At 67.4% G+C, this 17,428-nt stretch carries 16 protein-coding genes; 1 reads left to right on the forward strand and 15 read right to left on the reverse strand.

Translation table 11 applies throughout. The annotated features are described in order from the left end of the window. Positions 1-348: 348 nt before the first annotated feature. The 8 genes from aceA to araD form a co-directional block, all read right to left on the reverse strand. Positions 349-1,644 carry an isocitrate lyase gene (gene aceA, locus A3A5_RS0102670; RefSeq protein ID WP_018309121.1) on the reverse strand — a complete coding sequence of 432 codons (1,296 nt, stop codon included), beginning with the start codon at positions 1,642-1,644 and terminating at the stop codon, positions 349-351. Between the two features lie 336 nt (positions 1,645-1,980). Then, entirely contained in the window at positions 1,981-2,949 is a 969-nt protein-coding gene (locus tag A3A5_RS0102675; RefSeq protein WP_018309122.1) for an alpha/beta fold hydrolase, read from the reverse strand. Between the two features lie 124 nt (positions 2,950-3,073). Continuing rightward, the gene (locus A3A5_RS0102680; protein WP_018309123.1) at positions 3,074-4,012 is read right to left on the reverse strand and encodes a 2-hydroxyacid dehydrogenase; all 939 of its coding nucleotides are present in this window, start codon (positions 4,010-4,012) and stop codon (positions 3,074-3,076) included. A 32-nt stretch (positions 4,013-4,044) separates the two neighbouring features. After that, on the reverse strand, positions 4,045-5,049 hold the full coding sequence (locus A3A5_RS0102685) for a tripartite tricarboxylate transporter substrate binding protein (protein ID WP_018309124.1): 1,005 nt from the start codon (positions 5,047-5,049) through the stop codon (positions 4,045-4,047). A 20-nt stretch (positions 5,050-5,069) separates the two neighbouring features. After that, positions 5,070-6,074, reverse strand: coding sequence for a tripartite tricarboxylate transporter substrate binding protein (locus tag A3A5_RS0102690; RefSeq protein WP_018309125.1), 1,005 nt, complete (start codon positions 6,072-6,074; stop codon positions 5,070-5,072). 126 nt (positions 6,075-6,200) lie between these two features. After that, on the reverse strand, positions 6,201-7,202 hold the full coding sequence (locus tag A3A5_RS0102695) for a tripartite tricarboxylate transporter substrate binding protein (RefSeq protein WP_018309126.1): 1,002 nt from the start codon (positions 7,200-7,202) through the stop codon (positions 6,201-6,203). A gap of 53 nt (positions 7,203-7,255) precedes the next feature. Then, positions 7,256-7,975 carry a ribonuclease activity regulator RraA gene (locus tag A3A5_RS0102700; RefSeq protein WP_018309127.1) on the reverse strand — a complete coding sequence of 240 codons (720 nt, stop codon included), beginning with the start codon at positions 7,973-7,975 and terminating at the stop codon, positions 7,256-7,258. Between the two features lie 18 nt (positions 7,976-7,993). Then, positions 7,994-9,733, reverse strand: a complete 1,740-nt coding sequence (araD, locus tag A3A5_RS0102705; RefSeq protein ID WP_018309128.1) for an L-arabinonate dehydratase — start codon at positions 9,731-9,733, stop codon at positions 7,994-7,996. A gap of 177 nt (positions 9,734-9,910) precedes the next feature. Between araD and A3A5_RS0102710 the strand changes: the two genes are divergently transcribed. After that, on the forward strand, positions 9,911-10,612 hold the full coding sequence (locus A3A5_RS0102710; RefSeq protein ID WP_018309129.1) for a GntR family transcriptional regulator: 702 nt from the start codon (positions 9,911-9,913) through the stop codon (positions 10,610-10,612). 95 nt (positions 10,613-10,707) lie between these two features. Here the strand turns inward: A3A5_RS0102710 and A3A5_RS0102715 are convergent, their stop codons facing one another. The 7 genes from A3A5_RS0102715 to A3A5_RS0102745 form a co-directional block, all read right to left on the reverse strand. Beyond that, a complete protein-coding gene (locus A3A5_RS0102715; RefSeq protein WP_018309130.1) occupies positions 10,708-11,124 on the reverse strand; it encodes a gamma-glutamylcyclotransferase in 417 nt (138 codons plus the stop codon). 2 nt (positions 11,125-11,126) lie between these two features. Next, positions 11,127-11,624 (reverse strand): ribonuclease E activity regulator RraA, encoded by a 498-nt coding sequence (gene rraA, locus A3A5_RS0102720; protein WP_018309131.1) that lies wholly within the window; start codon positions 11,622-11,624, stop codon positions 11,127-11,129. 48 nt (positions 11,625-11,672) lie between these two features. Further along, positions 11,673-13,412 (reverse strand): thiamine pyrophosphate-binding protein, encoded by a 1,740-nt coding sequence (locus tag A3A5_RS0102725; protein ID WP_369797734.1) that lies wholly within the window; start codon positions 13,410-13,412, stop codon positions 11,673-11,675. Positions 13,413-13,477: 65 nt separating this feature from the next. Beyond that, complete coding sequence (locus A3A5_RS0102730) at positions 13,478-14,743, reverse strand: MFS transporter (RefSeq protein WP_018309133.1); 1,266 nt, start codon at positions 14,741-14,743, stop codon at positions 13,478-13,480. A gap of 133 nt (positions 14,744-14,876) precedes the next feature. Continuing rightward, the gene (locus tag A3A5_RS0102735) at positions 14,877-15,701 is read right to left on the reverse strand and encodes a LytTR family DNA-binding domain-containing protein (protein WP_018309134.1); all 825 of its coding nucleotides are present in this window, start codon (positions 15,699-15,701) and stop codon (positions 14,877-14,879) included. A gap of 87 nt (positions 15,702-15,788) precedes the next feature. After that, the gene (locus tag A3A5_RS0102740; protein ID WP_026200383.1) at positions 15,789-16,964 is read right to left on the reverse strand and encodes a sensor histidine kinase; all 1,176 of its coding nucleotides are present in this window, start codon (positions 16,962-16,964) and stop codon (positions 15,789-15,791) included. 62 nt (positions 16,965-17,026) lie between these two features. Next, entirely contained in the window at positions 17,027-17,395 is a 369-nt protein-coding gene (locus A3A5_RS0102745) for a terminase (RefSeq protein ID WP_035811794.1), read from the reverse strand. Positions 17,396-17,428: the final 33 nt, after the last annotated feature.

Genomic DNA, 17,428 nt, shown 5'->3' on the forward strand with positions numbered 1-17,428 from the left:
AACCGCCATGGCCCAGCTTGTCCGCCTCCACAGCCGCATACCGCCGTCGGTCCTTCTCCGACAAGCGCGCGTACAGCCGCTTCATCCGCGTTTCAACCTCAGCCCGGTAACCAGCCTGCATCGTTTGTCCTCCAGAGGCATCACATCTTACCCGCGTCGCTTTGCGCACGCCAGGTCCACTTCGGGAAGTTATTTCTCACTCGTTCCTTACCCGCACCAGCGCTGGCAAACAAAAAAAAACGCGCCGTCCCTGAGAGAGAACGGCGCGTCGCCTAAATCAGAAAGCGTGATGGTCGCACGCCTTCCTTAACCGCCGGACCCACGTCCCGGCGGGGGTGACCAGGAGAGTCAGGCCACTTTCTTGTCTTCGAAGAACTGCTCGTCTTCGGTCGAACCCTTCAGTGCGGTCGTCGACGACTGGCCGCCTTCGATGGTCTGGGTCACGGCGTCGAAGTAGCCGGTGCCGACTTCGCGCTGGTGCTTGACCGCGGTAAAGCCCTTCTCGGCTGCCTTGAACTCGGCTTCCTGCAGTTCCACGAACGCGCTCATCTGGTTGCGGGCGTAGCCGTAGGCCAGGTTGAACATCGAGTAGTTCAGCGAATGGAAGCCGGCCAGCGTGATGAACTGGAACTTGTAGCCCATCGCGCCCAGTTCCCTCTGGAATTTGGCAATGGTGGCGTCGTCGAGGTTCTTCTTCCAGTTGAACGACGGCGAGCAGTTGTAGGCCAGCATCTTGCCCGGGAACTTGGCGTGCACGGCTTCAGCAAATTTCTTGGCGAACTCGAGGTCCGGCTTGCCGGTTTCGCACCACACCAGGTCAGCCACTTCAGCGTAGGCCAGGGCGCGGGAGATCGACTGTTCCAGGCCGTTCTTGACGCGGTAAAAGCCTTCCACGGTGCGCTCGCCAGTGCAGAACGGCTTGTCGTTGTCGTCCACGTCCGAGGTCAGCAGATCGGCGGCCTCGGCGTCGGTACGGGCGATCACCAGGGTCGGCACGCCCGAGACGTCGGCGGCCAGGCGGGCAGCGGTCAGCTTGGCAACGGCTTCGCGGGTCGGCACCAGCACCTTGCCGCCCATGTGGCCGCACTTCTTCACGGAAGCCAGCTGATCTTCGAAGTGCACGCCGGCGGCGCCCGCTTCGATCATGGACTTCATCAGTTCGAAGGCGTTCAGCACGCCGCCAAAGCCGGCTTCGGCGTCGGCCACGATCGGGGCGAAGAAGTCGGTGTCGCCCTTGCCTTCGCTCCACTGGATCTGGTCGGCGCGCTGGAAGGTGTTGTTGATGCGCTTGACCACTTGCGGCACCGAGTTGGCGGGATACAGCGACTGGTCGGGGTACATTTCACCGGCCAGGTTGGCGTCGCCTGCAACTTGCCAGCCCGACAGGTAGATGGCCTTCAGGCCGGCCTTCACTTGCTGCATGGCCTGGTTGCCGGTGAGCGCGCCCAGCGAGTTGACGAACGGCTCGGTGAGCAGCAGGTTCCACAGCTTTTCGGAGCCGCGGCGTGCCAGAGTGTGCTCGACCTGGACCGAACCACGCAGGCGCACGACATCTTCAGCGGTGAAGTTGCGCTTGATACCCTTCCAGCGGGGATTGGTATCCCAGTCTTTCTGCAGGGCCAGGATCTGTTCTTGGCGGGTCATAGTCACTCTCCTGATGATTGGGGGATGGCAGAGAATCTGTTGATCACCTGGCCTGGGCTGCGTCGCGGTGCTGCTGCGTGGGCCGCTGTTTTTCGCGCCTCATGTCATGCGTCTTATATAAGAGTGTAGGGAACGCTCCCGCATTGCAACAACCTGGATCTGCAGTTGCCGCTTAGTTATTTTATTTCAATAATTCAATAACTTAGTGAGTTTATTTCACGATGCGGGACATGATATTCCATCATGAGAAATGATCTTGTGCTACGCAAACCATGATTTTTGCGGTCCAAAACATCTTTCCACATCGTGAAAAATGCGCAGAATGCGCTGCAGCCGCTAGCGCAGGCGTGCGGCGACCAATCCTGCCGAGGCCGGCGCCCCCTCCACATGCTCGACAAACTCCCGCACCATGGCCGCAAACGCTTGCGCGTCAGCCAGCGGCAGCCAATGGTATGCAGGAACCGTGCGGCGCCAGAGTTGCGTGGTCCAGCGCTGCAGGTCTTCCGTCAGGGCCGGCTTCACATAGCGGTCATGCAGCGGCACGATCACCTGTACCGGTGCGTGGGCGTGCCGCTGGCGCGGGGCGCGCAGTACCGGCAAGAAATTGGCGCGATAAAGGCGCACGCCATGGCAGCCATCCGCGGCTTGTGTCGGACTGGGCCCGGTGCGCAGGCCCTCGGTCAGGCGCAGGTAGCGCGGCCAGGCGCGGCCAAGCCACAGCCGCCAGGTCAGTTCCGGCAGCCACGGCAGGTGGAAGGCACCCACATACCAGGATGCCGCCAGTTGCCTGAGGGACTTGCCCAACCCCGCCAGTGACCGCTGGGCACGTAGTTCGCGCAAGCCGATCGCCGCATGGTCCAGGCAGGGACCGGAGCAGGAGGTGAACGAGGCGATGCGCCCTTGCAGCCGCGCATCGGTAACGAATTCCCAGCTCTGGATCGAGCCCCAGTCATGGCCGACCAGGTGTACCGGCCGCTGCGGCGAGACCGTGTCGATGACGGCGATGAAGTCGTCTGCCAGCTTCCCGAGCCGATAGGCGCCGACGTCTTGCGGCGCCGTGGAGCGACCGGCACCGCGCACGTCGTAGGCGACTACATGGAAACGCTGCGCCAGCCGCGGCGCCACGCCGCGCCAGACCTCGCTGTTGTCGGGATAACCATGCACCAGCACGATGGTGGGCCGCGCCGGTCCGGGCTCGCCCCAGTTGGTGGCGGACAGCCGCACATCGGCGGCATGGATGAAGAACTGGCGGGGAAAGACTTGCGGTGGCAGGGATTGCGGAGCATTCATGGCCGTCGATTCCATTGATCAATGTCATCGCCGGCCATGCTACGCAAAAGTGAACGGCGCCGCGAACGGGCGCCGCCTGTTTGAAACAAGCCATGCGATCTCCCCCGGCGTGCGCAGGAGCCGGACGCCCGCGTTCGCGTCAGATCGCAGACTTGCTTACGGCACCGGTAGCAAAGAACTGCTGCAGGTTCTCGAACACCAGTTCGGCCATTGCCTGGCGCGTCTCGTGGGTGGCGCTGGCGATATGCGGAAGCAGCACGACGTTGTCCAGGCCGAACAGCGCCTCGGGGACGTTCGGTTCATCCTCGAAGACATCCAGTCCGGCTCCCGCGATGCGCTGGTGAACCAGCGCATCGACGAGCGCCGCCTCGTCCACCACCGTGCCGCGCGCGATATTGATCAGGAAGCCTTGCGGGCCCAGCGCGTCGAGGACGGCGGCGCAAACCAGGTGGCGCGTGGACGGCCCGCCCGCGGTGGCGACGATGAGGTAGTCGGCCCAGCGGGCCAGCGCCTCCAGCGAGGGTTCGTAGGCGTAAGGCGCATCGTCGGACGGATTGCGGCTGTGATACCGGACCTCCATGTCGAACCCTGAGGAGCGGTGCGCGATAACGCGTCCGATGCGGCCCATGCCGATGATGCCCAGCCGCTTGCCGCTCACGCGCGTGGCCAGCGCAAACGGTCCCCTGGGCCATTCGCCCCGGCGCACGAAGCGGTCCGCCGCGCTGATCTTGCGCGACACGTCCATCAGCAGCGCGAAGGCGGCATCGGCGACACAGTCGTTCAATACGTCAGGGGTGTAGCCCACGGCGATGCCGCGGCTGCGCGCGGTGTCGAGGTCGAGCTTGTCAAGGCCCACGCCAAAGCTGGAGATCACGCGCAGCGACGGCAATGCGGCCAGCAGCGCGGCGTCGGCCCCGATCGCGGCACGCGTGGTCAGGGCCACGAACTCACCGCCGTGGCGGGCGAGGAAGCCGGCGGGGTCGGTCTCCGTCCAGAACGGGTGGATGTCGTAGTGATCGGCGAGACGCCCTTCGATGGCTTCCGGCAGGCGGCCATGCTGCAGCAGGCGGGGTTTCATGCGATGCATCCTTTGAAGAGAGAGTGGACCCGTCAGTCGGCCCGCAGCTTGTTGTCAACGATGACCTTAGCGTAGCGCTTGCGGTCGGCGGCAATCAGCTCGCCGAACTGCTGCGGGGTGCTGCCTACGGGGATCGCGCCCTGCTCTACCAGTTGCTGGCGGACTTCCGGCAGCGCCACCACCTGCTTCACGCCCGCGGCAATCTTCTCGACGATATCCTTCGACGTGCCGGCCGGCGCGAGCAGGCCTACCCACGAGCCGGATTCCGCTGCGGCGATCCCAGCCTCCGCCAGCGTCGGCACATCAGGCAAGGCGGGCGAGCGCACCTTGCCCGTTACCGCCAGCGCGCGCAGCTTGCCGGCCTTGACGTGTCCCGCGGTTTCCAGCACCGAGGCGAACAGCATGTCGACGTTGCCGGCCATCAGGTCGGTCATGGCGGCGCCGCCGCCCTTATAGGGCACGTGCAGCATGTCGGCGCCGGTGGCAGCCTTGAAGATCTCGCCCGACAGGTGCGGCGAGCCGCCGGTGCCCGAACTGGCGAACGTCAGCTTGCCGGGCTGCGCCTTGGCCAGCGCCACGAGGTCCTTGGCGGTCTTTGCGGCCAGCCTGGGCGTGACCACCAGCACGAACGGCAGCTCGGCCATCTCGGTCACCGGCACCAGGCGGTTTGGGTCATAGGAAAGCTTGGCGTACAGCGTAGGGTTGATCGACTGCGTGCCGACATTGCCGGCCACCAGCGTGTAGCCATCGGGCTTGGCGCGCGCCGCCAGTTCCAGGCCGACATTGCCGGCCGCGCCCGGGCGATTGTCCACCAGCACCGGCTGTCCCCATAGCTGCGACAGGCGCTGGGCGACCAGCCGCGTGGCGATGTCGGTGCCGCCGCCCGGCGTGAACGGCAGGATGATCGTGACCGGCCGTGCCGGCCAGCCACCGGTGCCCTGTGCCTGCGCGGCAGGCGCCAGCAGCGGCGCGGCGGCGAGGCAAAGGGCCAGCAGGACGCTGCGCCGGCCGCCAGTGGTTTGCTTTCGATGTGGCATGACTGTCTCTCCGGGTCGCGTCATTCCGGCTGGATGCCGGCGTTCCTGGCCACCTTGGCCCACTTGACCATCTCGCTCTGGATGAAACCGGCGAACTGCGCGGGGCTGCCGCCCGCGGGCTCGATACCCGCGGCCAGCAGGCGTTCGCGCACGTCCGGCGCGGCCAGGGCCTGGTTGATGCCGGCGTTGAGCTTGTCGATCACGGCCCTGGGCGTGCCGGCGGGCGCCAGGAAGCCGCCCCAGGTACTGGTGTCATAGCCCTGCAGCCCGGCTTCCGCCATGGTGGGCACCTGCGGCGCGATCGCTGCATGCCTGGTGGTGGTGACGGCCAGCGCCCTGACCTTGCCGGCTTTCACCTGCGGGCCGATCGCGGCCACGGTGTCAAACATCAGCGAGACGCGCCCGCTGGTCAGGTCCGGATGCGCCAGCGTGCTGCCCTTGTAGGGCACGTGGACCATGTCGATGCCGGCCATGCTCTTGAACAGTTCGCCCGAGAAATGCGGCGCCCCGCCCGATCCGCTCGACGCGAACGACAGCTCGCCGGGATGGGCCTTGCCATAGGCGATCAGTTCCTTGACCGACTTCACGGGGACCGATGGCGAGACTACCAGCATCAGCGGCACGACATGCGTCAGCACGACCGGCTCGAAGCTCTTCACCGTATCGAACGGCAGCTTGCGCACCATGCTGGGGTTGATGGCGTGGCTGCTTGCCACGAGCGCGAGCGTGTAGCCGTCCGGGGCGGCCTTGGCCACCAGGTCGGTGCCGACGATGCCGGTCGCCCCGCTGCGGTTGTCCACGACCACCGACTGGCCCCAGGCCGCGGTCAGCTTCTGGCCGACAAGCCGCGCGACGAGATCGATGGCCCCTCCCGGCGAAGCCGGCACGACGACGGTGATCGGTTTGCTGGGATAGCTTTGCGCACGGACGCCGGCGGGCGCGAGCGCGAGGAAGAGCGCTGTCGCGGCGAGGGCGGCGGCAAGGCGGGAGAATCCTGGTGCGATGGAATGGAGGGTGGTTTTCATGGTGTCTCCTGCCTGTGAATTCATTTGGCGAACGTCGGCTGCCGGCTGGCGGTTTGCTCCCCTCTCCCGCTTGCGAGAGGGGAGTACCCAATCGCGGGGCGGTCTCATGCCCCCTTCCCTACCCGCTTACTCGACGCGCGCCCCGGATTTCTTCACCAGCGCAGCCCAGCGCGGGATCTCCTTGTCCATCAGCGCCGACAACTCGGCGGGCGTGCTGCCCACCACCTCCATGCCCAGCTGCTGCGTCAAGCGTTGCTGCACGGCGGGCTGCTTCAGCGCGCGCACGACTTCGGCGTTAAGCCGTTGCACGACGTCTTTCGGCGTCCCGCGCGGGGCATAGAGCGCTTGCCATGAGACCATTTCAAAACCGCTGACGCCGGCTTCGGCCATGGTCGGCACCTTGGGCAGCAGCGCGGAGCGCATCGGTGAAGTCACCGCCAGCGGGCGCAGCTTGCCGGCCTTGATCATGGCCTCGCCCGCGGTCAGTTGATCGAACAGGAATGGCACGAGCCCCGCGGCCACGTCCTGCACCGCCTGCGGGCTGCCCTTGTACGGCACGTGGGTCATCGGGACCTGGATCAGGTCCGCGAACAGTTCGCCGGCCAGGTGGGTCGACGTGCCCGCCCCGGATGAGGCGAAACTGAGGCCGTTTTTCTTCTTCGCGTAGGCGATCAGTTCCTGCACATTGTTGACCGGCAGGTCCGCATTCACCATCAGCACGTTCGGCACGTAGCCGACCAGGCTGACCGGCTCGAAATCCTTGACCGGGTCATACGACAGGTTCTTGTACAGGCTGGCGTTGATGGCGTGGGTGCTGATGGTGCCGCCGAACAGCGTGTAGCCGTCCGGCCTGGCGCGCGCCACATAGCCCGCGCCCACGGCGCCGGCCGCACCGGGGCGGTTCTCCACAACTACCGGCTGGCCGAGGGCGCGCGAGACTTCCTGGCCGATGGTGCGTGCGACGATGTCGGTCGAACCGCCGGCCGCGAATGGCACGACCCACGTGATCGGGCGCGACGGCCATTTGTCCTGGGCCCGGGCTGGCGCGCAGGCGGCGCCGATGCCAAAGGCGAGGCACGCGGCCAGCATGCGGGCGCCGCGTGTCGCGGCTGAAATGCGTTGCTTCATGTTGTCTCCTGCCATGGCCGGTCGTACCGGCCTCTTTGTTATCGTTGGCGCGCTCAGCGGCCGGTGGCCTTGCGCCAGGCCGCGAAGTCTTCGCGGGCCTGCTCGCTGGTGGGCGGATAGAGTCCGATGATGGAGCGGCCCCGGTTCACTTCCTCGGTGACAAAGTCCTCGAACGCGGTCATTTCCACCGCCTCGGCGGCGATCTCTTCAGCCAGGTGCGCCGGGATCACGATTACGCCCTCGCTGTCGCCGACCACGACATCACCGGGGAATACCGCCACGTCGCCGCAGCCGATCGGCACGTTGAATTCCAGCGCCTGGTGCAGCGTGAGATTGGTCGGCGCCGACGGCCGGTGGTGATAGGCGGGCATGGCCAGCCTGGCGATCTCCGGCGAATCGCGCAAGCCGCCGTCGGTGACGATGCCGGCACCGCCGCGCTGCATCAGCCGCGTGACCAGGATCGAGCCGGCCGAGGCCGCGCGCGCGTCCTTGCGGCTGTCGATCACCAGCACCGCGCCCGGCGGGCATTGCTCGATGGCCTGCCGCTGCGGATGGGCCGGGTCCTGGAACACCGTGATGGGATTGAGGTCCTCGCGCGCCGGGATATAACGCAGCGTGAAGGCCTCGCCCACCATGTTGCCACCCTCCGGATTGAGCGGGCGCACGTCCTGGATGAACTGGTTGCGCAGGCCGCGCTTGAACAGCGCGGTGCACAGCGTGGCGGTGCTGACGGTCTTGAGCCGTTCCCGTATGGCGGGGCTGAGTTGGGTCATGGTGGTCCTTGCCGGGCGTCAGTAAATGTTCGGCTCGCCGGTGGGCGCGCCGAAGTCGGTTTGCAGGAAGTCGAAATCGCAGCCTTCATTGGCCTGGCGGATATGCTGGGAGAACATCCAGCCATAGCCGCGCCCGAAACGCGGCGGCGGCGGCGTCCATTGCGCACGGCGGCGCGCCAGTTCTTCGTCGGACACTTCCAGATGGATGCTGCGCTGCTCGATGTCGACCGAAATCAGGTCGCCGGTGCGCACCAGCGCGAACGGCCCGCCGACATACGATTCCGGCGAGACATGGAGGATGCAGGCGCCGTAGCTGGTGCCGCTCATGCGCGCATCCGACATGCGCAGCATGTCGCGTACGCCCTGCCTTACCAGCTTCTTCGGGATCGGCAGCATGCCCCACTCCGGCATGCCGGGCCCGCCTTGCGGCCCCGCGTTGCGCAGGATCAGCACGTGGTCGGCGGTGACATCGAGGTCGTCGCGCTCCACGGCTTCCTTCATCGACGGATAGTCGTCGAACACAAGCGCCGGCCCCTTATGCTTGTAGAAGCGCTTGTCGCACGCGCTGGGCTTGATCACGCAGCCATCCGGCGCGATATTGCCCTTGAGCACGGCCAGCGCGCCTTCCTGGTAGAGCGCGTTCTCCGGCGTGCGGATCACGTCATCGTTGTAGACCTCGGCGCCCGCGATGGTTTCCCCCAACTTGCGGCCGGTGACAGTCAGCGCGTCGAGATGCAGGCGATCCTTGATACGGGACATCAGCGCGGGCAGGCCACCCGCGTAGAAGAAGTCCTCCATCAGGTATTTGTCGCCGCTGGGGCGGATGTTGGCAACCACCGGCACGCGCCGGCTGGCGGCGTCGAAGTCCTCAAGTCCGATGTCATGGCCGGCGCGCCGCGCCATGGCGATGACATGGATGACCGCGTTGGTGGAACAGCCCATCGCCATGGCCACGGCGATGGCGTTCTCATACGACTGGCGCGTCTGGATACGCTGCGGCGTCAGGTCTTCCCACACCATGTCGACAATGCGGCGGCCGGCGTCGGCACACATGCGGATGTGATTGGCATCGGCGGCCGGGATCGAGGACGCGCCGGGCAGCGTCATGCCGATCGCTTCAGCGATGGCGGTCATGGTGCTGGCCGTGCCCATCGTCATGCAGGTGCCGTGGCTGCGGGCAATGCCGCCTTCGATGCCGGTCCACTCCGCCTCGCTGATATTGCCCGCGCGGCGTTCGTCCCAGTACTTCCACGCGTCCGAGCCGGAGCCCAGCACGTTGCCCTTGTAGTTGCCGCGCAGCATCGGGCCGGCCGGCACGAAGATGGCCGGCACGCCCGCGCTGGTGGCGCCCATCAGCAGGCCCGGCGTGGTCTTGTCGCAGCCGCCCATCAGCACGGCCCCATCGATGGGATGCGAGCGGATCAGCTCTTCAGCCTCCATCGCCAGGAAGTTGCGATAGAGCATGGTGGTCGGCTTGACCGAGCTTTCCGACAGCGAGATCGCCGGCAGCTCGATGGGAAAGCCGCCCGCCTGCAGGATGCCGCGCTTGACGTCGTCGACGCGCTGCTTGAAGTGGGCATGGCACGGGTTGATGTCCGACCACGTGTTGATGATGGCGATGAGCGGCTTGCCCATCCACTCGCCCGGCGAGTACCCCATCTGCATGATGCGGGACCGATGGCCCGAGGAACGCAGGTCATCGGGGGCGAACCAGCGCGCGCTGCGCAGCGCGTCCGGCGTCTTCTTGCGAGCCGTCATTTGTCTCTTCCACTTTGTCATCGGCCCCCGCCGCAAGCGGCCGGGCCTAGCTGAAGAACATTAAAGCACTAATATATTAGTACGTCAATGCAGCTGAAATCCCTTAGAATCTCAGCCGTTAGGACGCCTTAGCATCGTCAATGTGACGGCGCAGCCGCCCGCCATGCTTTTCCTGTCATGCCAGCCGCAGCCTCTACCTCGCCCGCCAAGTTCCAGTTTGACCGCACCCGCCATGCGGCGCCGCAGGTGTTCGAGCACATGCGCGACCAGATCATCTCGATGGCGCTGCCGCCCGGCACGGTCCTGTCGCGTCCAGAACTGGCCGGGCAGTACGGGATCAGCCAGACACCGGTGCGCGACGCGCTGATACGCCTGGGCGAAGAAGGCCTGGTCGACATCTTTCCGCAGCACGCCACGGTAGTCAGCCCGATCGACGTCGCCATGGCCACGCAGGCGCATTTCCTGCGCCGCTCGGTCGAACTCGAGATCGTGCGCACGCTGGCGCTGCGGGCCGATCCGGTGCTGGTCGAACGCCTGCGCGCCACGGTGGCGCGGCAGCGCATGATGCTGGAACTGGAAGACCTCGACGAATTCACCGTCACGGACCAGGCCTTCCATCGCGAACTCTATGACGCCGCCAGGGTGCCGGACCTGTGGAGCCTGGTGCGCCGGCAAAGCGGCCACCTGGACCGGCTGCGGCGCCTGCACCTGCCCATTCCCGGCAAGGCGATGGCGGTGCTGCGCGACCACGACGCCATCGTCGACGCCATCGCGGCCGCCGATCCGGCGCGCGCAGAGGAAGCGCTGCGCGCGCACCTGTCCGGCACGCTGGCCAATATCGACGACATCCGCGCGCGCTTCTCGGACTATTTCCGCTGAGGCACCCGCGGCCGCGGACCGTGTGATGCGCCGCCGAGTCGTGCGTATAGCGCCGGCCGGAGCATTCCCCGCGCGGGCGCCGGGAATGCTCCGGATCAGGCCGCGGCGTGGTCGCGCGCGCGGCGATAGGCCACCCAGTCGCCGCTGTCGATGCGCGGCAGCGTGGCCACGGCCGACTCGGCCACTGGATACAGCAGGCAGGCAACCGGCTGTCCATCCTGCAGCACGGCCCGTTCCTCGCGCACAAACAGCGTGGCCTGGCCGGGATAAACCTCTTCGATCTCGTCGAGCACCGGCAACAGCGCGTCGGCAATCTCATAGATATCGCCCACGACCGGCCCGCCACTGGCGTCCAGCACCAGGCCGGGATAGGTGCCGAAGTCAAAGAGCCTGCCCGCGATCGTCCCCGTGCCCAGCAGCGCGGGCGCGGCAATACCGTGGCGCTGCGCGGCGGCGTTCAGGTCATTGACCTCGCCGGCGCGCAGCGTGCCGTAGACAAAGACACGCGGCATGCTCAGTTCCCCAGCTTTTCGTCCGAGACCAGCACGCCGTCGGCGTCGACGTAGATCCAGTTGCCCGGGCGCACCACGGCGCCGGGCATCTGCACCGCGACCTCGCGTTCGCCGACGTTGCGCTTCTGGCTTTTCTGCGGATGCACGGCCAGCGCGCGGATGCCGATGTCGCACACGTCCAGTTCAGCGGTATCGCGGATGCAGCCGTTGACGACGATGCCGACCCAGCCGTTCTTCTCGGCCAGCAGGCCAAGGTTGCCGCCCACCAGCGCGCAGCGCAACGAGCCGCCGCCGTCGATCACCAGCACGCGGCCCTGCCCCGGCGCTTCCAGCGCGCTGCGCACCAGCGAGTTGTCTTCGAACACCTTGAGCGTGGCGGCGGGGCCGGCAAAGGCGCCCTGCTTGCCGAAGGCGCGGAACACTGGTGCCATCACGCGCAAGGTGCCGTCGGCAAGGCGCTCTTCATGCGCGTCGCACAGGTCGGTGGTGACGGGCTTCATCGATAGTCCCCTGACAGGTAAGAAAGAATCCGGTCCGGCCGCGCGGCCTCACTGTTGCTGGCTGGCCAGCGCCTGGGCGCGGATCGCACTCAGCGTGGTGCGCGGCGTGATCACGTCCGGGTCCACCTGGATCTCGATCAGCGTGGATACCGGCGCGGCCAGGGCCTCGCGCAATGCCGGGGCAAAGCCTTCGGTCGTGGTCACAGTAGCGCCGCGCGCACCATAGGCGCGCGCCAGCGCGGCAAAGTCGGGGTTGAGCAGCTCGGTGCCCGACACGTGGGCCGGGTATTCGCGTTCCTGGTGCATCCTGATCGTGCCGTACATGCCGTTGTTGACCACGATGAAGATCACCGGCGCCTGGTATTGCATCGACGTAGCCAGTTCCTGGCCATTCATCAGGAAGCAGCCATCGCCGGCCAGCGCCACCACGGTGCGTTGCGGGAAGGCGATCTTGGCGCCGACCGCCGCCGGCACGCCATAGCCCATTGCGCCGCTGGTCGGCGCCAGCTGGCCGCGGCCGCCGCTGGTGAACGGGCGATAGTGGAAATAGCGGTGCAGCCAGCCGGCGTAGTTGCCCGCGCCATTGGTCACCACGGCATCGGCCGGCAGCAGCTGGTCCAGCGTGCGGATGACTTCGGCCATGTCGACACCCTGCCCCGTAAATACGGGCGGCTGCAGGTAGCGTTCGTAGTCGGCATGCGCGGCTTCTGTCCACGCCTGCCAGCGCGGCGTTGCAACGGGCTGCAGGCCGGCCAGGCGCGCGGCGATGGCGGGCATGGATGCCTGGATCATCAGGTCGGCCTGGTAGACGCTGCCCAGTTCCTCGGCGCCGGCGTGCACGTGGATCAGCTTTTGCGCGGGCCGCGGCGCGGCGATCAGCGCGTAGCCGCCGGTGGTCATCTCGCCCAGGCGCGGGCCGATGGCCAGCACCAGGTCGGCGTTGCGGACGCGCTCGGCCAGCGCGGGGTTGATGCCGATGCCGACATCGCCCGCGTAGTTGGGATGGCGGTTGTCGAACAGGTCCTGGCCGCGGAAGGCGCATCCCACCGGCAGCGCGAAGCGCTCGGCAAAGGCCTGCAGGTCGGCGCAGGCCTGCGGCGTCCAGCCGCTGCCGCCGGCCAGCACGAACGGGCGCTCGGCCGCGTTGAGCATCTCGGCCAGCCGCGCCAGGTCGGCCTCGCCGGGCCAGCTCATGACGCGCTGGTAGGCCTGCAGCTGCGGCACGGCGGCAGTCTGCGCCAGCATGTCCTCGGGCAACGCCAGAACCACCGGGCCCGGACGGCCCGAGGTGGCGGTCTGGTAGGCGCGCGCAATGTATTCGGGGATGCGTTCGACCCGGTCGATCTGCGCCACCCACTTGGCCATCTGGCCGAACATGCGGCGGTAGTCGATTTCCTGGAAGGCCTCGCGGTCCATGAAGTCGGTGCCGACCTGGCCGATGAACAGGATCATCGGTGTCGAGTCCTGGAAGGCGGTATGCACGCCGATGCTGGCATTGGTGGCGCCCGGCCCGCGCGTGCAGAAGGCCAGCCCGGGGCGGCCGGTCAGCTTGCCGTAGGCCTCGGCCATGACGGCCGCCCCGCCCTCCTGGCGGCAGATGATGAAACGCATCCGGTCGCGGCGGCGGTGGAAGCCGTCCAGCACGGCCAGGTAGCTTTCGCCCGGCACGCCGAAGGCCAGTTCGGCGCCGTGCGCCAGCAGCGCGTCGACCAGGATATGGCCGCCCGGCAGCGGCGTGGCGGGATCGGAATCGTCAGGCTGGGTAGCGTTGGGCGGCGTCATTGACATGAAAGCATCCTCAGGCAATCGAATTCGGAAAGCGGTGGCCAGGCATCCCTGCCAGGACCAGGCGGCTAGGCGGCCTCCGCCTGGCCTGCCGCCGCGCCGCGGCGCGAGCGGTTGCCGTTGCCCACGGTCACCGCGGTGAAGATCGACAGCAGCTGGAAACCGCCGATCATGAAGAACACCCAGGCCGGCAGCTTTGCATCCATCAGCGCGCCGAAGAACAACGGGCCGCACGCCAGGCCGATATCCAGGCCCGAGTAGACCACGCCATAGACGCGCCCGGTGGCACCGGCGGGCGCCGCCGCGCGCACCAGCAGGTCACGCGACGGCCCCGCGGTACCGGCGCCAAAGCCGATCACGCCCATCAGCACCGGCACCAGCAGTGCCGGCACCAGGTTCAACCCCACCAGCACCGCCATCAGCCCCGACACCGTGAAGCTCACCGCGATCAGCCGGTCATGGTTGCTGGTGCGGCTGGCGGCAAAGCCGCCGACGACCATGCCGCCGGCGCTGCATAGCATGTAGATGGTGTAGGACGCGGTCGCCAGCGTGAACGGCATGCCATACAGGTAGGTCAGCGCGGTGGGCGCAAAGCTCTGGATGCCGGCGGCAGAGAACGTGGTCAGCAGGAAGAAGGCCCAGCACACCCATACCTGCGGCAGCCGCAGGAAGCCCAGCACGCTGCCGCCCGCGCCCGCAGCCTTGGCCGCGGGCCGGCCCACGGCGCCCTGCACTTCGCGCGGGTCCAGCACATGGCGCAGCACCACCAGCACGGCCAGCACGATAAAGGCGACCGCCGAGGCCGCCGCCAGCGCCACGCGCCAGCTGGCCAGGTTGGCGATCGCCACCAGGAACAGCGGCGCCGCCGCCCAGCCCAGGTTGCCGGAAATGCCGTGCACTGAGAACGCGTGGCCCAGCCGGGGCTGCGACACATGCTTGTTCAGCAGCGTGAAGTCGGCCGGGTGGAATACGCCGTTGCCCAGCCCCGCCACGGCCGCGCCGAACAGCAGCGCGGCGTAGCCGGAACTGGTCGACAGCAGCAAGGCCGCGGCGCCCAGGAAGGCCAGCCCGGCAAACAGCACCGGCCGCGCGCCGAAGCGGTCGACCACAAAGCCTGACGCGGTCTGCACCATCGCCGAGACCGCAAAGAACACCGTCATCAGCAGGCCCAGCTCGGCGTAGCTCAGGCCGAATTCCGCCTTGATCCACGGGAACAGCGGGGCCAGCAACAGGTGGTAGAAGTGGGAAACCCCGTGGGCCAGGCCTACCAGCCCGATCACCTGGGCGTCATGACGAAGGGGATTGCGCGTGGGATCGAGTGCGGCGGTGGACATGGCGCTGGTGGCAGGGGCTATGCGGCAGGACGGGAGGCGGCAGCCCAGAAAAATATGGGCCGAAGCCCGCATCATAGAGGAAAACCCCTGCTCCCTGCAGCCAGGTGGCGGCCACGCCGCCCGCCGACCGCGCTTACATCTGCTTGAACAGGTGCGCGTACTGGCGCGCCACCGGCAGCAGCTCGGGGCGGTCGCGCAGCCGCAGCGACAGCCGTCCCAGCGACTGGTTGACCGCGCTGGCCACGCAGGCGATGTTGACCACGGTGCCGCGGTGGACCTGCCAGAAGCGCTCCGGGTCCAGCTGCTGCGTCAGCTCGCGCAGGCTGGTGCGGATCAGCGCTTCGCCGGCGCCGGAGACCACGTTGACGTACTTGTCGGTGGCCTCCAGGTAGATGACTTCGTCCACGGGGATGATGCGCACCTCCTGCCCCACCAGTGCCTTGATAAAGCGCAGATACTGCCGCTGCGGCGCACCGCCCGTGCCTGGCGTGGCGTTCTCCAGCGATTCCAGGCGCGCCAGCAACTGGCCAAGGCGGTCGGTATCCGCGATCGATGCTTCGGTCTCGGTGTCTTCATCGTCGGCGGGGCCGGCCAGCCGGTCTTTCAGGCGCTGCACCGTGGCCTCAAGCCGTTCGCGCTGCACCGGCTTGAGTACATAGTCCACCGCGGCGCGCTCGAACGCCTCCAGCGCGAACTGGTCGTAAGCGGTCACGAAGACCACCAGCGGCGGGGTGTCGAATTCGATCAGTTCGCGCGCCACGTCCATGCCGCTCATGCCCGGCATGCGGATATCCAGGAAGGCCACGCGCGGCTGGTGCTCGCGCGCCGCCGCCAGCGCGGCCACGCCGTCGTGGACCACGGAAACGATACGGGCCTCGGGCCACAGCGACTTCAGTTCGGATTCCAGCACGCGCGCCAGCAGCGCTTCGTCATCGGCAATCAGAAGGGTCGGGGTCATGGGGACGTTGGGGTGGTAGATAGGTCCTGGCGTGGTCAGCGGCACCGCCAGCCGTTCTTCTTGTCAGGCGTGGGCAGGTGGTGCGCCTCAGAGCCGTTGCATGGCCGGGGCCGATGCCGGCATGCCCTCCGGCACACTGGTGATTGTCTGGGTCAGGGTGGGCGCTTCAGCCGGGCGCTCCAGCGGCAGCGTCAGCCGCACCACCACGCCGCGCGGGGTGTTCTCTTCCATCTGCATGGAGGCCGCCGCGCCAAAGATGCGCGCCAGCCGCTCGCGCACGTGCGTGATGCCCAGGCCCGAGCCCTTGCCCGAGCCATGGCCGAAGCCCACGCCGGTATCGGCAATGACGACCTGCACCGCATTGTCGCCGGCCGCGCGCGCCGACAGCCGGATATGGCCGCCGATCATGCAGGGCTCAATGCCGTGCGTGACCGCGTTTTCCACCAGCGGCTGGATCAGCATGGGTGGGATCTCCACCTTCGCCAGTTTCCGCGGCAGGTCTATGTCGAACGAGAGCCGCTGGCCGAAGCGCATGCCCTGGATGTCCAGGTAGCTGCGCAGCAGCTCGAACTCCTGCCGCAGCGTGCATTGCTCGGCGCGGGTATGTGCCAGCGACATGCGCAGGAAACCGATCAGGCGCTGCAGCAGCTGGCGCGCGGCGGGCGGGTCGGTGGCAATCAGCCCGTCGAGGTTGGCCAGCGAGTTGAACAGGAAATGCGGCTCGATCTGCGCCTGCAGCGCCATCAGTTGTGCGCGCACCAGCTGTTTTTCGGCTTCCTCGCGCTGCAGGGCGTCCAGCGCGGCCTGGCGCTCGAGCGAGGCCAGCTTCTCGCGCGACCAGTAGAAATAGATCATCGAGGCCGCGGCCAGCATGCCCACCACCAGGCACATGCGCAGCATGCCGCCGGCTTCGTCCGCCGATTTGGGCGGCAGGTCCAGCGCCACGCGCGTGGCCCAGCTGCCGAACACCACGCCCGCGGGCACCGCGGCCGCTGCCAGCAGCAGGAAGGGCCAGCGGCGCGGCCGGTCGTTCCACCAGATCACCACGCGAGGAATGTCGATCAGCACCCAGATCGACAGGCCGATCAGCTGGCTGTAGACAAAGTTGTGCCACAGGCTGCCGCCGGTCTGGAAGCCGTAGTTCAGGCTGATGGCGATCACCGAGTTCATGCACAGCACGAACAGCAGGTCGCGCCCGAGGATATTGAGCCGGGAGGGGATGGCGGTGGCGACGTTGGAGAAGCAGCGGTCCATGGCGTTCATGTTAGCGCGGACTGAGCCTGGCGCAATGCGGGAATGTGATGAGACGGGCAGCGCGGGCCACCTCAGCCGCCCTGCCCGGCACGCCGGCCGGCCAGCGCGCGCCACCATTGCCCGGACAGCACATAGCGCGGGAACGTGACCCACTGCTCGGCCAGGATGCGGCCGGCGATGTCCGCCGGCCCGGCAAAGGGTTCCGGCGCATGGGCTTCCAGCCGGTGTCCGCGGCCCTGCAGGGCCATCGACATGCCCATGCACACCAGCCCCAGCGCCACCGCCGGCAGGCTCAGGCGCAGCAGGCCGTACAGGCCCAGCACGGTACCGGCCATGAACATCGGCACGGCCACGATATGCAGCAGCAGGTTGCGGGGATGCTGGTGGTTGCGGGCATAGCCGCGCCACTGCCAGCGCAGCAGTGATTCGTCGTCGCGCATCATCGTTGTCTCTCTCCCTTGCCCGGCTCTTGC

The sequence above is a fragment of the Cupriavidus sp. UYPR2.512 genome (genome assembly GCF_000379565.1).
In the GTDB taxonomy this organism is placed as follows: Bacteria; Pseudomonadota; Gammaproteobacteria; order Burkholderiales; family Burkholderiaceae; genus Cupriavidus.

What these genes read in the sequence shown, in the direction of transcription:
- aceA (WP_018309121.1), bottom strand. Translation starts at nt 1,644, where the DNA reads ATGACCCGCCAAGAACAGATCCTGGCCCTGCAGAAAGACTGGGATACC.
- A3A5_RS0102675 (WP_018309122.1), bottom strand. Translation starts at nt 2,949, where the DNA reads ATGGAATCGACGGCCATGAATGCTCCGCAATCCCTGCCACCGCAAGTC.
- A3A5_RS0102680 (WP_018309123.1), bottom strand. Translation starts at nt 4,012, where the DNA reads ATGAAACCCCGCCTGCTGCAGCATGGCCGCCTGCCGGAAGCCATCGAA.
- A3A5_RS0102685 (WP_018309124.1), bottom strand. Translation starts at nt 5,049, where the DNA reads ATGCCACATCGAAAGCAAACCACTGGCGGCCGGCGCAGCGTCCTGCTG.
- A3A5_RS0102690 (WP_018309125.1), bottom strand. Translation starts at nt 6,074, where the DNA reads ATGAAAACCACCCTCCATTCCATCGCACCAGGATTCTCCCGCCTTGCC.
- A3A5_RS0102695 (WP_018309126.1), bottom strand. Translation starts at nt 7,202, where the DNA reads ATGAAGCAACGCATTTCAGCCGCGACACGCGGCGCCCGCATGCTGGCC.
- A3A5_RS0102700 (WP_018309127.1), bottom strand. Translation starts at nt 7,975, where the DNA reads ATGACCCAACTCAGCCCCGCCATACGGGAACGGCTCAAGACCGTCAGC.
- araD (WP_018309128.1), bottom strand. Translation starts at nt 9,733, where the DNA reads ATGACGGCTCGCAAGAAGACGCCGGACGCGCTGCGCAGCGCGCGCTGG.
- A3A5_RS0102710 (WP_018309129.1), top strand. Translation starts at nt 9,911, where the DNA reads ATGCCAGCCGCAGCCTCTACCTCGCCCGCCAAGTTCCAGTTTGACCGC.
- A3A5_RS0102715 (WP_018309130.1), bottom strand. Translation starts at nt 11,124, where the DNA reads ATGCCGCGTGTCTTTGTCTACGGCACGCTGCGCGCCGGCGAGGTCAAT.
- rraA (WP_018309131.1), bottom strand. Translation starts at nt 11,624, where the DNA reads ATGAAGCCCGTCACCACCGACCTGTGCGACGCGCATGAAGAGCGCCTT.
- A3A5_RS0102725 (WP_369797734.1), bottom strand. Translation starts at nt 13,412, where the DNA reads ATGTCAATGACGCCGCCCAACGCTACCCAGCCTGACGATTCCGATCCC.
- A3A5_RS0102730 (WP_018309133.1), bottom strand. Translation starts at nt 14,743, where the DNA reads ATGTCCACCGCCGCACTCGATCCCACGCGCAATCCCCTTCGTCATGAC.
- A3A5_RS0102735 (WP_018309134.1), bottom strand. Translation starts at nt 15,701, where the DNA reads ATGACCCCGACCCTTCTGATTGCCGATGACGAAGCGCTGCTGGCGCGC.
- A3A5_RS0102740 (WP_026200383.1), bottom strand. Translation starts at nt 16,964, where the DNA reads ATGAACGCCATGGACCGCTGCTTCTCCAACGTCGCCACCGCCATCCCC.
- A3A5_RS0102745 (WP_035811794.1), bottom strand. Translation starts at nt 17,395, where the DNA reads ATGCGCGACGACGAATCACTGCTGCGCTGGCAGTGGCGCGGCTATGCC.